Annotated in this window: 13 protein-coding genes; 6 read left to right on the top strand and 7 right to left on the bottom strand. The window is 74.7% G+C overall.

Features of this window, described 5'->3' with window-relative positions; genetic code table 11:
- From ACZ51S_RS15015 to ACZ51S_RS15000, 4 genes are read left to right on the top strand one after another with little or no spacing between them, the layout of a single operon-like run.
- A complete protein-coding gene (locus ACZ51S_RS15015) occupies positions 1-2829 on the top strand; it encodes a serine/threonine-protein kinase (protein WP_468961147.1) in 2829 nt (942 codons plus the stop codon).
- Between the two features lie 3 nt (positions 2830-2832).
- A complete protein-coding gene (locus tag ACZ51S_RS15010; protein WP_468884157.1) occupies positions 2833-4416 on the top strand; it encodes a protein phosphatase 2C domain-containing protein in 1584 nt (527 codons plus the stop codon).
- 38 nt (positions 4417-4454) lie between these two features.
- Complete coding sequence (locus tag ACZ51S_RS15005) at positions 4455-5780, top strand: VWA domain-containing protein (protein ID WP_468474950.1); 1326 nt, start codon at positions 4455-4457, stop codon at positions 5778-5780.
- Between the two features lie 16 nt (positions 5781-5796).
- Positions 5797-6816, top strand: coding sequence for an FHA domain-containing protein (locus ACZ51S_RS15000; protein WP_468960956.1), 1020 nt, complete (start codon positions 5797-5799; stop codon positions 6814-6816).
- A gap of 12 nt (positions 6817-6828) precedes the next feature.
- Here the strand turns inward: ACZ51S_RS15000 and ACZ51S_RS14995 are convergent, their stop codons facing one another.
- Positions 6829-7818 (bottom strand): methyltransferase domain-containing protein, encoded by a 990-nt coding sequence (locus ACZ51S_RS14995; RefSeq protein WP_468960954.1) that lies wholly within the window; start codon positions 7816-7818, stop codon positions 6829-6831.
- Between the two features lie 108 nt (positions 7819-7926).
- On the opposite strand from ACZ51S_RS14995, the gene ACZ51S_RS14990 reads away from it, so the two are divergent.
- Positions 7927-8331 (top strand): globin, encoded by a 405-nt coding sequence (locus ACZ51S_RS14990; protein WP_388938846.1) that lies wholly within the window; start codon positions 7927-7929, stop codon positions 8329-8331.
- Positions 8332-8343: 12 nt separating this feature from the next.
- Here ACZ51S_RS14990 and ACZ51S_RS14985 read toward each other — a convergent pair whose 3' ends face one another.
- Genes ACZ51S_RS14985 through ettA form a run of 3 tightly spaced genes read right to left on the bottom strand, consistent with a single transcriptional unit; the run spans position 8344 to position 11201 of the window.
- Positions 8344-9063, bottom strand: coding sequence for a DUF8010 domain-containing protein (locus ACZ51S_RS14985; protein WP_468960952.1), 720 nt, complete (start codon positions 9061-9063; stop codon positions 8344-8346).
- Positions 9060-9527, bottom strand: coding sequence for an acyl-CoA thioesterase (locus ACZ51S_RS14980; protein ID WP_468474954.1), 468 nt, complete (start codon positions 9525-9527; stop codon positions 9060-9062). Before ACZ51S_RS14980 ends, ACZ51S_RS14985 begins: the two co-directional genes overlap by 4 nt.
- Before the next feature lie 9 nt (positions 9528-9536).
- The gene (ettA, locus tag ACZ51S_RS14975) at positions 9537-11201 is read right to left on the bottom strand and encodes an energy-dependent translational throttle protein EttA (RefSeq protein ID WP_388938841.1); all 1665 of its coding nucleotides are present in this window, start codon (positions 11199-11201) and stop codon (positions 9537-9539) included.
- A gap of 237 nt (positions 11202-11438) precedes the next feature.
- Here ettA and ACZ51S_RS14970 point away from each other — a divergent pair, with 237 nt between their 5' ends.
- Complete coding sequence (locus ACZ51S_RS14970) at positions 11439-12002, top strand: hypothetical protein (protein WP_468884163.1); 564 nt, start codon at positions 11439-11441, stop codon at positions 12000-12002.
- Here ACZ51S_RS14970 and ACZ51S_RS14965 read toward each other — a convergent pair.
- The 3 genes from ACZ51S_RS14965 to ACZ51S_RS14955 form a co-directional block, all read right to left on the bottom strand.
- Positions 11987-13540 (bottom strand): phosphatase PAP2 family protein, encoded by a 1554-nt coding sequence (locus tag ACZ51S_RS14965; protein ID WP_468474956.1) that lies wholly within the window; start codon positions 13538-13540, stop codon positions 11987-11989. The genes ACZ51S_RS14970 and ACZ51S_RS14965 overlap by 16 nt on opposite strands.
- Positions 13541-13572: 32 nt before the next feature.
- Positions 13573-14907 (bottom strand): TQXA domain-containing protein, encoded by a 1335-nt coding sequence (locus tag ACZ51S_RS14960; protein WP_468960950.1) that lies wholly within the window; start codon positions 14905-14907, stop codon positions 13573-13575.
- Between the two features lie 116 nt (positions 14908-15023).
- Entirely contained in the window at positions 15024-15431 is a 408-nt protein-coding gene (locus ACZ51S_RS14955) for a single-stranded DNA-binding protein (RefSeq protein WP_468802033.1), read from the bottom strand.
- Positions 15432-15445 lie beyond the last annotated feature (14 nt).

The following is a 15445-nucleotide window of genomic DNA, read 5'->3' as shown; positions in this document are numbered from 1 at the left end:
ATCGGAACGCCCTGCCTTCGCCCCGGCTGCCTGGGTGCGTACGAGGACATGGGCGGCGGCGGGCTCTACTGCGACACCTGCGGGCTGGCGCCGGTGGGTGCGGTCGCCGCGGGCGCGGAGGAGCTGGTGTCGCCGCCGACCGGGATGACGAGCGCCGCCCGGCACGGCGACTCCCGGGGTTCGGCGGGTTCGCGCGGTTCGGGCCGGTCCTCGGCCTCGGCCCGCTCCTCGCGGTCCTCCCGCTCCTCCTCCTCGCGCCGTTCGGTGTCCGGCCGGCTGTCGCGTTCGCTGGCCGGCAGCGCGTCCAGCCGGTCGGTGTCGGTGCGCAGTTCGGGCTCGGCCGCGTCCTCGTCGGGGCGTAGCCGGCTGGGCGCGGGGCTGGTCAGCGTGCCCGAGGTGCCGCGTCCGGATCCGTCGGCGGCGGTGCTGGAGAACCCGGAGGTGCCGGAGCGGAAGCGGTTCTGCTCGCGCTCGGACTGCGGGGCTCCGGTGGGCCGGGCGCGCGGGGACCGGCCGGGGCGCACGGAGGGCTTCTGCACCAAGTGCGGGCACCCGTACTCCTTCGTGCCGAAGCTGCGCGCCGGGGACGTGGTGCACGGCCAGTACGAGGTGGCGGGCTGCCTCGCGCACGGCGGGCTCGGCTGGGTCTACCTGGCGGTGGACCGGGCGGTGTCGGACCGGTGGGTGGTGCTCAAGGGCCTGCTCGACACCGGGGACCAGGACGCGATGGAGGCGGCGATCTCCGAGCGGCGTTTCCTCGCGGAGATCGAGCACTCCAACATCGTGCGGATCTACAACTTCGTGGAGCACCTGGATCAGCGGACCGGTTCGCTGGACGGGTACATCGTCATGGAGTACGTGGGCGGCAAGTCGCTGAAGGAAATCGCCAACGAGCGGCGCCGGCCGGACGGGCGGCGCGATCCGCTGCCGGTGGAGCAGGCGTGCGCATACGGGATCGAGGCCTTGGAGGCCCTCGGGCACCTGCACAGCCGCAACCTCCTCTACTGCGACTTCAAGGTCGACAACGCGATCCAGCAGCAGGACCAGCTGAAGCTGATCGACATGGGCGCGGTCCGGCGGATGGACGACGAGGAGTCGGCCATCTACGGCACGGTGGGCTACCAGGCGCCCGAGGTGGCGGAGGTGGGCCCCTCGGTGGCCTCCGACCTGTACACGGTGGCGCGCACCCTGGCGGTGCTGACCTTCGACTTCCAGGGCTACACGAACGTGTTCGTGGACTCGCTGCCGGATCCGGAGCACATCGAGGTGTTCCAGCGGTACGAGTCCTTCTACCGGCTGCTGGTACGGGCGACCGATCCGGATCCGGGGCGGCGGTTCGCGTCCGCGCAGGAGATGGCCGACCAGCTGACGGGTGTGCTGCGGGAGGTGGTCGCGCTGCAGACGGGCCGGCCGCGGCCGCAGCTGTCGACGCTCTTCGGGCCGGAACTGCGGGTTCCGGACACCCAGCTGTACGCGGACGCGCCGGGGGCGGAGGTGTCCCGGCTGGGGGTGCGGTCCGTGGCCGCCGGGCGGGGCGGGCTGTTCGGCCGGCGCACCCGCACCGCGGCTTCGGCGGGTGCGGCGGGTGCCGTGGCCCCGGCGGGCGCACCGTCCGCCGCGGTTCCCGGGCAGGACACGGGTGCGGGTCCGGCGGTGGCGCACGGGCCGGCGCCCGTTCCGGCCGGCGTGCCGGGGCGGGGCGGGCCGGCCGGTGCCGGCGCCGTGCCCGCTCCGTCCGCCGGAGCCTCCCCCGCGGGAGGCGGCGCGGCGCTGCCCGCACTCGCGACCACCGCCACGCACGTCGCCGGGTCCGCCGTGCCCGGGCCCCGGCGGGCGCCGGCGGCCCCCGCGCACGCGCTGCCGCCGCTCCCGGCCCCGCGTACGCCGCCGCCGGCCACCGCCGGGCTCGCACCCCTCGACGCCCGCGACACCGCACTGGCCCTGCCGGTGCCGCTGGTGGACCCCGCCGACCCCAATGCCGGCTTCCTCGCCGGCCTGCTCGCCTCCGCCCCCGCCGATCTGCTGGGCGCCCTCGGCGCGGCGCCGGCCGACTCCGTCGAACTGCGGCTGCGGGAACTGCGCGCCCGGCTCGAACTGGGCGAACTGGCCGTCGCCGGTGACGCCCTGGCCGAGCTGGAGGCCCGGTACCCGGACGACTGGCGGGTGGTGTGGGCGCGCGGGATCGCCTCCCTGGCCACGGGGGACGACGCGATAGCGGCCCTGTCCTTCGACGCCGTCTACGACGCCTTCCCGGGCGAGCCCGCGCCGAAGCTGGCGCTCGGGCTGTGCGCGGAGGTCCTGGGGCAGCTGGACAACGCCGCCGAGTACTACCGGCTCGTGTGGATCACCGACCCGGGCTTCGTGAGCGCGGCCTTCGGGCTGGCCCGGGTCCAGCTGGCGGCCGGCGACCGGGAGGCGGCGGTGCGCACCCTGGAATCCGTACCGGAGGCGTCGATCCACTACACCGCCGCACGGGTGGCGGCCGTACGGGCACGCCTGCGCGACCGTTCCCCGCATGAGGAGCTGCTGGCCGACCTCGCGGCGGCTTCCGACCAGGTGGAGGCGCTGCGGCGGTTCGGCCTGGACCCGGAGCGGCAGGAGCGGCTGGCGACGGAGGTCCTGGGCTCCGCCCTGGACTGGGTACTGTCGGGTGGCCGGGGTGCCGACCCCGGCCGGACCTCGCTGCTCGGCAGTCAACTGGACGAGCGGGGCCTGCGCTTCGGCCTGGAACGCTCCTACCGCGTCCTCGCCCGGCTGGCGCAGCGGGGCGAGGAGCGGATCGAACTGGTGGAACGGGCAAACCGTTTCCGTCCCCGGACGTGGGTGTGAGTGATGTCGATGCATCGGCCGTCGGGCTGCCCCAGCTGCGCGGAGCCCCTGGAGGAGGGTGACCGTTTCTGCGGCGTGTGCGGATACGCCCTCTCCGCCGCGCCCCCCGCCACGGATCCCACCCCGACCCTCCCGGTCACCCCCACCCGGGCCGCGGCGGACCGGGCCGGGTACGAGTCCCCGGCGTCCGGCCCCGCCGAAGCTCCGGCGGCCGCGGCCCCGGAGCGGCCCGGCGCCCGCGTCCCCGCCGCACCCGGCGCCGCCGAGCCGGCCCCCGTCCCGGCCGGGGCCGCGCACCACGCCGTCCCGGGCTACGGCGGCCCCGCCGGGTACGGGGTGCCCGCGCCCGGATGGGAGGGCGAGACCGGGCCGGACGCCCCTTGGGCCTCAGCCGCCGCGCCCGGGGAACCGCACGGCGGCGCCGCGCGGGAAGCCCCGTACGGAGGCGCGGCTCAGGGCGGCGGCCCGCACGAAGACCCGTACGGCGGCGCCGCGCGGGAGGACCCCTACGCGGGCAGCGGCGGCGTCCGCCACGACCCGCCGGGCACCACGCCCGAGGAGCCGTACGGCGGCGCCGCGCGGGAGACCCCGTCCGGCACCCCGCAGGGCGAGGGCAGGACCTGCGTCGCCTGCCGCGCCGGGCACGTGGACACCGACGGGTACTGCGAGCACTGCGGCCACGCGCAGCCCCGGGAGCGGGACCACCTGGAGGAGGAGCTCTGCAGCGTCGCCGCCGTCAGCGACCGCGGCCTGCGCCACCACCGCAACGAGGACTCCTTCGCCGTGTCGGCCACCGCCCTGCCCGACGGCTCCGCAGCCACCGTCGCCATCGTGTGCGACGGCGTCTCCTCCGCCAGCCGTCCCGACGAGGCATCGGCGGCCGCCGCCGGCGCCGCCAACGAGGCGCTCCTCGAAGCCCTTCCGCGCGGCACCAACCCGGTCGAGGCCATGCACGAGGCGATCCTCGCGGCGGCCGCCGCGGTCACCGCCCTCGCCCCGCCGGCGCCCGGCGCGCAGAACGCCCCCGCCTGCACGCTCGTCGGGGCCGTCGTCAGCGGCGGTGTGCTGACCATCGGCTGGGTCGGCGACAGCCGCGCCTACTGGGTGCCGGACGACCGCTCCGCCCTGGCCCGCCGGCTCACCGAGGACGACTCCTGGGCCGCCCAGATGGTCGCCGCGGGTCTGATGGGAGAGGCCGAGGCCTACGCCGACGTCCGGGCCCACGCCATCACCGGCTGGCTCGGGGCCGACGCGTACGACCTCGAACCGCACACCGCCAGCTTCAGACCGGACCACCCCGGCGTGGTGGTCGTGTGCACCGACGGCCTGTGGAACTACGCCGAGTCCGCGCGGGAGATGGCGCGGCTCCTGCCGGCGGACGCCGCCGCCCGCCCGCTGCACAGCGCGCAGGTACTGGTCGGACACGCCCTGGACGGGGGCGGCCACGACAACATCACGGTCGCCGTCGTGCCCTTCGGCGACCCGGTGCAGGCGCCGCCCGAAGCGCGGGCGGAAGCGCATGCGGAAGCACCCGCACGACCCGAAGCGGAACCCGAAGCGGAACCGCAGGTCCGCCCCCAGGGCTGACCGCCCGCCCCAGCCGGCCCGGAGGAGGAGTCCAACCGATGGCGAACTTCGCCAAACCGAGCGCCCCGCGCTTCAGCGTGGAGGTGTACCAGAACGAGTTCCTGCCCGCGGGCGGGCGCGACGTGCACGCCATCGTGACGGTCACCTCCACCGGCGGAGCCACCGCCACCGCCGCGTACGCGCCCGGCCAGGACGCGGCCGTCGTGATCATGGTGGACTGCTCCGGCTCCATGGAGTACCCGCCCGACAAGATGCGCGGCGCCCGCGAGGCCACCGCCGCCGCGATCGACACCCTCCGCGACGGCACGGCCTTCGCCGTGATCGCCGGCACCCACGAGGCCAAGGAGGTCTACCCCGGCCGGGGCGGCCTCGCCACCGCCGGACCGGCCACCCGCGCCCAGGCCAAGGAGGCCCTGCGGGGCCTGCACGCCGGCGGCGGCACGGCCATCGGGACGTGGCTGCGGCTCGCCGACGGCCTGCTGCGCCGGACCCCGGCCCAGATCCGGCACGGCATCCTGCTCACCGACGGCCGCAACGAGCACGAGGACCCGGCGGTGCTGCGCGCCACCCTCGACGCCTGCGCCGGCCGCTTCACCTGCGACGCGCGCGGGGTGGGCACGGACTGGGAGGTGAAGGAGGTGAGGGGGATCGCGAACGCGCTGCTCGGCTCCGCCGACATCGTCGCCGATCCGGCGCGTCTCGCCGAGGACTTCACGCGCATGATGGAGAAGGTCATGGGCAAGGAGGTCGCGGACGTCGCGCTGCGCCTGTGGACCCCGGTCGGCGCGGAGATCCAGTACGTCAAGCAGGTCTCGCCCTCCGTCCAGGACCTGACGGACCGCCGCACCGGGGCGGGCCCGCGCGCCGGGGACTACCCGACGGGCTCCTGGGGCGACGAGTCCCGCGAGTACCACGTGTGCGTCCGGGTGCCCGGCGGTTCCGTGGGCCAGGAGATGCTGGCCGCCCGGGCCTCGCTCGTCCTGCCCGGTCCGGACGGCGAACCGCGTCCGCCGCTCGCCCAGGGGCTGGTCCGGGCGGTGTGGACGGACGACCTGGCCGCTTCCACGGCCATCAGCCCGCAGGTGGCGCACTACACGGGGCAGGCGGAGCTCGCGGAGGCTATCCAGCAGGGGCTGGAAGCCCGCAAAATGGGCGATGTCGACGGCGCGACGGCGAAACTGGGCCGTGCCGTGCAGCTGGCGAGCGCCTCCGGCAACGCCGACACCGCGAAACTGCTCGCGAAGGTGGTGGATGTCGTGGACGCGGTGGCGGGTACTGTGCGGCTGAAGGCGAAGGTCGCCGATGCCGACGAGATGACCCTTGAAACGCGTTCGACGCAGACCGTCCGAGTGAAGAAGACCTGAGAAGAAGCCTGACGCGATGACGCAGGGAGAAGGGGGAGCCGCCGCGATGCCGACCTGCCCGAACGGCCACCAGTCCGCCTCCGACGACTGGTGCGAGGTCTGCGGCCACCGGATGGCCGCCCCCGCGGGCGCCTCCGCGGCACCCTCCCACGGCTACGGCTACCCGCCCACCGGCGGAGAGCCGACCGCGCAGGCCGAGCTGTGCCCGCGGTGCCGGACCCCGCGCGAGGCGATGGCCCCCTTCTGCGAGGAGTGCCGGTACAACTTCCTCACCCGCACGGCGACCCCGTACGCGGCGGAGGCCGGTCCGGGCACATTGGGCACCCCGCCGTCCCCGCCCCTGCCGCCGGTTCCGCCCCTGCCGGTGTACTCCCAGGACCACTTCGACTACCAGGGCTCCCGCCCGTCGCGGGTCAACCGCCCGGCGGAGCCGCTCCAGGGCGAGGACGACTGGCTGCTCCAGCCGCCCGCGCCGGAACGGCCCGCGCAGCCGCAGCCGGTGGAGCGGGAGCACCCGCAGCCCGCCCCGCAGCCGGAGTACCAGCAGCCCGAGTACCAGCCGGCCGAGTACCAGCAGCCGCAGTCGGCGCAGCCGTCGCAGCAGGAGCCCGTCCCCGATCTGAACGGCGGCGCCTCCTGGTCGGCGACGATCGGCCCCGACCGTTCGTACTTCACGGCGATGATGCGGCGCAGCGGTCCCGAGGCCGCCGCCCTCAACCTTCCCGCGTACTCCCCGGAGCTGCACCTTCCGCTCTCGGGGGGCCAGATCACCATCGGCCGGCGCCGCGCCTCCACGGGAGAGTCCCCGGATATCGACCTGTCGGTGCCGCCGGAGGACCCGGGCGTCTCCCACCAGCACGCCGTGCTCGTCCAGCAGCCGGACCTGACCTGGGCCGTGGTCGACCAGAACTCCACCAACGGCACCACCATCAACGGCGGCGAGGAGCCCATCCAGCCGTACGTCCCGGTGCCCCTCGCCGACGGCGACCGCGTCCACGTCGGCGCCTGGACCACCATCACCGTCCGCCGCGGCTGAGGACCCTTCCGCTCAGGTCTCCTCCCCCAGGGGCCACACGTAGGGCCCCTGGGGATCGTCGAGCCAGGCCCACTGCCCCTCCGGGGTGACGGTGACGCCGAACCGCTCGCGCGCCGGGCGGCCCTCGCCGCGCCACAGGTCGAGCGCCTCGCGGGGGTGGAGCACGCCCGCCGTCAGGATCAGCAGGAACTGGAAGCGCTCGTTCTCCACCAGTTCGTACGGGATCCCGTGCAGCGGCCCGGTCGCCCCCGGGGGTCCCGGCGCGGCCGTGGCACCGCGCAGCGGGACGAAGTACGCGGAGGTGTGCAGGAAGCGGCCCTCCGCGAAGGCGGCGTCCCGGACGGTGAGCGCGATCAGCCCGGTCGACAGCGGGGCCAGGATCCGCGCCCCCGGCCGGCACTGGCCGAGCCAGGCGGGCGGGATCAGCGGCAGGGTGCAGGTCACCAGGATCCGGTCGAAGGGCGCCCGGGCGGGACAGCCGCGCGCCCCGTCCCCGGTGACGACGGCGGGCCGGTAGCCGAGCAGCGCCAGGTGGGAGCGTGCCGACTCGGTGATCTCCTCGTCCAGGTCCACCGTGGTGACGTGCCCGTCGCCGAGCCGGTGGCAGAGCAGGGCCGCGTTGTAGCCGGTCCCGGTGCCGATCTCCAGCACGTCGTGCCCGTCGCGCACCTCCAGCGCGTGCAGCATCTTCGCCATCAGGGAGGGCTGGCTGCTGGAGGAGACCAGCTCGCCGTCGCGCAGCCTCGTCGCCAGTGGGGCGTCGGTGTACACCCCGCGCAGCCAGCGGGCCCGGCGCTCGGGGTCCGGGTCCTCGGCCCACAGCCGCTCGTGCCCGGCGCCACGGCCGGTCCAGAAGTACGGCACGAACAGGTGCCGGGGCACGGCGTCGAACGCCGCCCGCCAGGCCGGGTCCTCCAGCACACCGGCGGCTGTGAGTTCCCGTACCTGGGCGGCGTGCGCGACCGCGCGCAGGTCCCTTTCCCCGGCCCTCGCCGTGTTCATGTCTCCACTGTGCTGCGGACGGGCCCCGGAGGCGACCTCTCGGCGGGGGCCGTCGCCGGTGGTCCTGGGACCGGCGTCCTCCGTCCGGGCGTCTGAGACGATGGTCGGGTGAATGACGATCCGCAGAGCACGGTGCAGGAGACGACCTTCTACGAGCAGGTCGGCGGCGAGGAGACCTTCCGCCGTCTGGTCCACCGCTTCTACCAGGGGGTCGCGGGAGATCCGCTGCTGCGCCCGATGTACCCGGAGGAGGACCTCGGGCCCGCCGAGGAGCGGTTCGCGCTGTTCCTGATGCAGTACTGGGGCGGCCCGACGACGTACAGCCGCGACCGGGGGCACCCGCGGCTGCGCATGCGGCACGCGCCGTTCCAGGTGGACGCGGCCGCGCACGACGCGTGGCTGGGCCACATGCGCGTGGCGGTGGACGAGCTGGGCCTGGCGCCTGAGCACGAGGCGCAGCTGTGGCGGTACCTGACCTACGCGGCCGCCTCGATGATCAACACCCCCGGGTAGTACCGCGCGGCGCTAGACCGGCCGTACTTGGAGGGTGCCCAGCCCTCCGGTGCCGCCGGGGCGGCGGGTGGCGACGGATCCGTACGGGGTGCTGAGCCGGAGCCAGCCGCCGGAGGCGAACAGGGCCACCGGGGCGGGACCGGCCGCGGCGGGGACGCCGGCGGGCACGGTGGTGCGTACCGGGCGCAGGAAGCCCAGCGACTGGGCGGCGTGCACGGCGCGCAGCGGCAGTTCGGTGTCGCCCAGGGTCCGCGACCAGATCTCGCGGCCGATGCGGTCCCGCTCGGAGCGGGTCCGGTGCTGCGGGGGCAGGGCCTCGTCGCGCGCCCGGAACTCGGCGACGGCGGCGGCGACGGCGGCTCGTACCGCTTCGGGGCCTGGCAGGCCGGGGACCGGCTGCCAGCCGCCGCGGGGCGGCAGGACCCCCGCCCAGGGCGGGCCGGTGACGGCGCCGGGGACGGTGACGGCGGCTCCGTCCTCGTCCACGGCCTCCAGCAGCTCGCCCGCCGAGACGGTGATGTCCAGCGGGGTCGCGAGGGGCTCGGCGAGGCGTGCGGTGCGGATGGCCAGGACCTCGAAGGAGGGCGGCCGTCCGAAGACGGCGAGCGCGCCGCCGCCCGCCCGCGCCTGCAGGCGGACCGCGGCGGCGCGGTCGTAGTGCACCAGCCGGCCCAGGAAGGCGGCGAGGTCCGCCGCCTCCCCGGAGTCGGCGAGGCGCAGCTGTCCGTTCATGCCGCGAGGCGCCCTTCGGCGGCCGCCGGGGCGTTCTCGGGCGTGTCGAGGTACTGCTCGAGGAAGTGCCGCTCCTCGGCCGTGATGCGGCGGGGCCGCCCCTCGGCGAGGTTGTAGGGCACGACCACCGTCTCGGCACGGACGTAGACGGTCTCCGGGCTGTCCTCGGTCGCCTCGTCCTTGACCTCGTAGCGGATGGTCAGGGAGGCGGCGCCGATCCGGGTCACCCAGGACTCGATCAGCACCGGCTCGTGCCGGTGCACGAGGGGCAGCTTGTAGTCGATCTCGTGACGGGCCACGACGGAGCCGCCCGTGAAGGAGTCGCTGCCTTCCCCCGGCGCCAGGCGGAACATGAAGTCGATGCGCGCCTCCTCCAGGTAGCGGAGGAAGACGACGTTGTTGACGTGCCCGAAGGCATCCATGTCCGCCCAGCGGAGGGGGCACCGGTAGTGGTGTCTGGCCATGGCTGCGGCCTAGCCCCGGGTGAGCTTCTTGTAGGTGGCGCGGTGCGGACGGGTGGCGTCCGGGCCGAGCCGCTCGACCTTGTTCTTCTCGTAGGACTCGAAGTTGCCCTCGAACCAGAACCACTTCGACTCGCCCTCGTAGGCGAGGATGTGCGTCGCGACCCGGTCCAGGAACCAGCGGTCATGGGAGACGACCACGGCCGCACCCGGGAACTCCAGCAGCGCGTTCTCGAGCGAGCCGAGGGTCTCGACGTCGAGGTCGTTGGTGGGCTCGTCGAGGAGCAGCAGGTTGCCGCCCTGCTTGAGGGTGAGCGCGAGGTTCAGGCGGTTGCGCTCACCGCCGGAGAGCACGCCGGCGGCCTTCTGCTGGTCCGGGCCCTTGAAGCCGAAGGCGCTGACGTACGCGCGGGACGGCATCTCGACGTTGCCGACGTTGATGTAGTCCAGCTCGTCCGACACGACCGCCCAGAGGGACTTCTTGGGGTCGATGTTGGCGCGGCCCTGGTCGACGTACGAGATCTTGACGGTCTCGCCGACCTTGATCTCGCCGGAGTCCGGGGCCTCCAGGCCCTGGATCATCTTGAAGAGCGTGGTCTTGCCGGCGCCGTTCGGGCCGATGATGCCGACGATGCCGTTGCGCGGCAGCGTGAAGGACAGGTCGTCGATGAGGACCTTGTCGCCGAACGCCTTCGAGAGGTTGTTGACCTCGACCACGATCGAGCCCAGGCGCGGGCCCGGCGGGATCTGGATCTCCTCGAAGTCGAGCTTGCGCATCTTGTCGGCCTCGGCCGCCATCTCCTCGTAGCGGGCGAGGCGGGCCTTGGACTTGGCCTGACGGCCCTTGGCGTTGGAGCGGACCCACTCCAGCTCTTCCTTGAGGCGCTTGGCGCGCTTCTCGTCCTTCTTGCCCTCGACCTTGAGGCGCTCGGCCTTCTTCTCCAGGTAGGTGGAGTAGTTGCCCTCGTAGGGGTGGGCGCGGCCGCGGTCGAGCTCGAGGATCCACTCGGCGACGTTGTCGAGGAAGTAGCGGTCGTGGGTGACGGCCACGACGGCGCCCTTGTACTGGGCCAGGTGCTGCTCCAGCCAGTTCACGGACTCGGCGTCGAGGTGGTTGGTGGGCTCGTCGAGGAGCAGCAGGTCGGGGGCCTCCAGCAGCAGCTTGCAGAGGGCCACGCGGCGCTTCTCACCACCGGAGAGGTTGGTGACGGGCCAGTCGCCGGGCGGGCAGCCCAGGGCGTCCATGGCCTGCTCCAGCTGGGCGTCCAGGTCCCACGCGTTGGCGTGGTCCAGGTCGTCCTGGAGCTTGCCCATCTCCTCCATGAGCTCGTCGGTGTAGTTCGTCGCCATTTCCTCGGCGATCGCGTTGAACCGGTTGAGCTTGCCCTTGATCTCCGCGACGCCGTCCTCGACGTTCTCGAGGACCGTCTTGGACTCGTCGAGCTTCGGCTCCTGCATGAGGATGCCGACGGAGTAGCCGGGCGACAGGAAGGCGTCGCCGTTGGACGGCTGCTCGATGCCCGCCATGATCTTCAGGACGGTGGACTTGCCGGCGCCGTTCGGGCCGACAACGCCGATCTTCGCCCCCGGCAGGAAGTTCAGGAAGACGTCGTCGAGGATCACCTTGTCACCGTGCGCCTTGCGCGTCTTGCGCATGGTGTAGATGTACTCAGCCAAGAGAAACCGTCCGGCAGATCGATGGTGGGCAGATACACCCCATACTGCCGTACGTCCATCCCCCGGGGGAAACCCGTCCGGGTCCCGCCGGGCAGCGGTGGGGGCCTGGCCTGGGCATGGTGACGCTGGGTACGGCTGGTATGACAGGTACGACCGACCGGCACAACCGGCACGACCGGTGTGACGGGTACGACCGGTGTGACGGGTGAGACGGGTACGACGCTCGGGGGAGTCCTTGTGGGCAATTGGCCGCTGCCGCTCGCGATAGCGCTCATCGGCATGACGGGCACGCTCTTCGCGCCGCTGCTGACGCAGCGGCTGGTGGGCCGGGTCCAGTCCGAGCAGTTCGAGCGGCAGGAACGGATGGCCGAGAGCCAGTGGCTGCGCGAACAGCGGGCGTCCGAGCTGGACGTCCGCCGTGCTTGCTACGTGGCGGCCACGACCGGGTACCGGCGCTACCGGATCGAGCTGATGAACTTCCTGTGGCTCGTCCACAAGGCGCAGGTCACGGCGGACGGCCGGGCGGCCCTCGAAGACGCGCGGCAGGCGATGCACCTGGCCTTCGCGGAGGCGCAGCTGGTCGGGTCCGAGGCGGTCGTGGCCGAGCTGGACGCCACGACCGAGCGGCTCTCCGAGGCCTTCTACCTGATCCTGCGGCTGGAGGAGGGCGACCCGGCACCGGACGGCTCCTTCCAGGAGGTCAAGGCGAACCTGCTGCGGCTCGGGGAGCGGTGGAAGGAGATGCGCGCCCTGATGCGGGCCGACCTCGGGACGGACGCCCGCCTTCAGCGGGGGCGGTAGACGACCAGGGCGTCCGTGAGGGACTCGAGCACGAGCGCGGCGGGGGCCTGGGCGTACTCGCCGTCGTAGGCGAGCGGGGTGCCGGGCGGGATGTCCTCCACGCGCAGGGTGCGCAGCCGGGTGGCCACGTGGACGGGGGACCGGCTGAGGGGGCCGGCGAAGGCGGCGGCCAGCAGGCGCGGGCCGGGACGGCCGCCGCCGTGGACGACACGCAGGTCGAGCACGCCCTCGCCGACGCCCGCCCGCCTTCGGGGGGCGGGGCCGGTGCCCTGGTAGGTGCCGTTGCCGGCGAAGAGGAGCCACGCGCTCCGGGGACGCCCGGCCAGGGTCAGCCGCACGGGCCGCTCGGCCCGCAGCACCCGCCAGGCGGCCAGCACCGCGGCCGGCCCGCCCCCGATCCGCGGCGCCCAGCGCAGCCGGTGCCGCAGCAGCTCGGGATAGGCCCCGATGCTGAAGTTGTTCAGGAAGTACCGGACCCCGTCCCCGCCCCCGGCGGAACCCGCCGCCCCGGGGGCGTGGCCGGAGGCCGTCGTGCCGGACTGGCCCGTCGGCGGGGTGGGGGACGGGGCCGGGGTGAAGCGGCCGACCGAGACGCGGACCGCCTGGCCGGCGGTGACGGCGCGGCAGGTGTCCTCCGGGCCGGCGAGGCCGAGGTCCAGCGCGAAGTGGTTCAGGGTGCCGCCGGGGAAGACCGCCAGCGGGATCCCGGCCCGCAGGGCGGCGGTCGCGGCGGCGTTGACCGTGCCGTCGCCGCCGCACACCCCGAGCACGGTGGCCCGGGAGGCGGCGTCCGCCAGCGCGGCCTCCAGCTCGTCCCCGGCGCACTCCACGACCTCCGCCTTCGGCAGCTTCGCCCGTACGACGTCGAGCACCTCGGACCGGGGCGTCCCCGACGAGGTGTTCGCCACGACCGTCAGCCCGGCCCCGTCCGGCAGTGCGGGCGCGCCTGCCTCCGGGCGCTCGTGGCCCGGAACGGTCCGCGCCTGCTCGGCTCCGCGCGCGATGCCGCGTACGACGAACCCCGCCACGACCCCGAGCGCCGCGCCCGCCAGCACGTCCGACGGGTAGTGCACGCCGGTGTAGACCCGGGAGAAGGCCACCGACGCGGCCACGGGGGCCACCGCGGCGCCCCAGCCGGGCGCCTCCAGGGCGAGGCCGGCGGTGAAGGCGGCGGCCGAAGCGGAGTGCCCGGACGGGAAGGAGGTCGTCCACGGCGGCACGGCCGGCTGCCGCACCAGGGGCACTCCCTCCAGCAGCGGCCGGGGCCGCCGCACGGACCACTTCCCGACGGTGTTGATGGTCGCCGAGGCCAGCGCCAGCGAAGCGGCAGCCGTCAGCGCCCCCTTGCGGGCCCGCGGCGAGCCGACGACGGTGATCGCCGCCGCGGTCGCGCCCCACAGCACCCCGTGGTTCGCGGCACGTCCCAGCGCGGGCAGCACCCGTTCGGCGCCAGGCCAGTGCCGCTGGGCCACGGCGTCGAACAGCCGCCGGTCCCAGGCCGCGAACGTGCCCCGCCAGGTCAGTTTCTGATCAGCCACGTCCCGCCTCTACCCCGGGTCGCCGGACGGAATCACCCCTCGCCTTCCTCCCCTTCCAGCGGCCGCTTGCGCAGCAGCAGGACGACCATGCCGCCCAGCACCACGAGTCCGACCGCGAGGGAGGCGATCACCGGCGTGGCCGCGGAGCTGCCGCTGGTCGCCAGCCGCTCCTCGTCCGGGGAGTCCGGCCCGGCCGAGGCCGGTTCGGCGGCCGTCGCCACCTCGGAGGTACCGGACAGCTGGCCCAGCGTCCCGACCGTGTCCGCCGGGACGGCAGGCGGCTGCGGCCAGACCGCCTTGGCGGTGGCGGCGGCCGCGGACTCGCTGGAGCCGGCCACGATCTGCGCCTCGGCCGGAATCCCGCTGGTGAAGACCCGCCCGACGGGCACCTTCGTGGAGCCGTGCACGGTCACGGAGGCCGTCCCGTCCGGGGTGCCGGCGGGCACCTCGAAGTACAGCCGGCTGCCGTTCGCCGCGGAGGCCACCGGCCGCCCCTCGGCGTCGACGACCCGCACCCCCATGGCGGTGGCGGCCGCGTCCGGGGTGACGGTCACGCTCTGCGCGCCCGTCCGGACGGTGACGGGGCCCAGCCGGGTGCCGACGGCGCCCGTCAGAGGCCCCGACACCTGGCCGGGGTCCAGTCCGAGCGAGGCGGGCGGCTCCGGCAGCCGGCCGGCCTCCCGTTGGAGGTAGTCGGCCAGCATCTCCGCCGCCGGGTCGGCCGCCTCCACCTGCGCACCGTCTGCCAGGCGCCAGATCGCCACCTGCGTCCCGGCCGCCGCGCTCTCGGCGGTCAGCGCCGCGGCCCCGGCCGCCTTCGCCAGTCCGGCCAGGTCGTTGTGCTGCGGGTAGGAGTGCTCCAGCACCCAGCGGATCCGGCCCGCCTCGGCGTTCCCGGCGAGGGGGCTGCCGCCCCAGCCGCTCTCCGTGTACCGGGCCTGCGGCTGCGCGTAGCCGGCGACGCCGACTCCGTACGTCTGGAGCATGCCGCCGCCGTCGACCCGCATCTCGTACAGCCCGGCCGGGATCTGCCGGACCGAGCCGTCCCCGGCGCGCAGGACCGCCTGCCCGTACGTCTTGAGGCCGTCGAGCACGGCGCTCGCGCCCCCGGCCCCCCGTCCGGCGGCGGCCGGGCCGGAGTCCGCCGCGGCGCGGGCGCCGGGTGCGGCGGTGAGGGCAGCGGCCAGCAGGGCCGCCGCCAGCGGCCGGCGCACCGAGCCCCGTACCCCACCCGCGGCGGCACCGGCGGCGGCCGCGGCGAGGCCGGCGGCGGCACCGGCTGGAAGCGGAACCTGCGGCCCGTCCGGTCCGGCCGCGGGTGGGACGGTGGGCGCGGAGGCCGGTTCGCCCGCCGGTGCGGTGGACACCGCGCGGGATTCGGAGGATGCGGAGGATGCGGGAACAGCAATCGACACAGTTCTCCCCTTCGGGCCGAAGACCAAGGTGCCCGTGAGTACCGGGGAATCCTAGCCGCCTCGAACACTCAGACCACCGCCGCCTTCTGAGGGGCCATCAGTGGGGTGTCCGTCCTGACGACCCTGCGGAAGGCCGCCGTTCCGCGGTTGAGGTCGTGTCCGACGGTGATCGCGTCGATGTCCGCCGAGAACCAGCGGACGCCCTCGCCGTCGGGCGGGTCTTCCCGGACCCGCAGACGTCCGTGGACCACCAGCGGTTCCCCCACGGAGACGGAACTGGCCAGATTGACCGCCAGCACCCGGCGCGCCCACACGGTGTAGAAGCTGGTGGGGGCGTCCGTCCAGGTCTCGGTGCGCCGGTCGAAGTACCGGGGCGTCACAGCGAAGCGGAATCTCGCGGACGGTCCGGTCACCGTCTCCTTGAAGTCGATCTGGGTCGCCACGTGCCCCACCAGCGTCACCAGGGTGTCGTTCATCCCGGCAGCCTCCC

It is taken from the genome of Streptomyces sp. NPDC034043 (assembly GCF_055575675.1).
The sequence above is the reverse complement of the archived record's forward strand: the minus strand, read 5'-3'. Positions and strand labels throughout refer to the sequence as shown.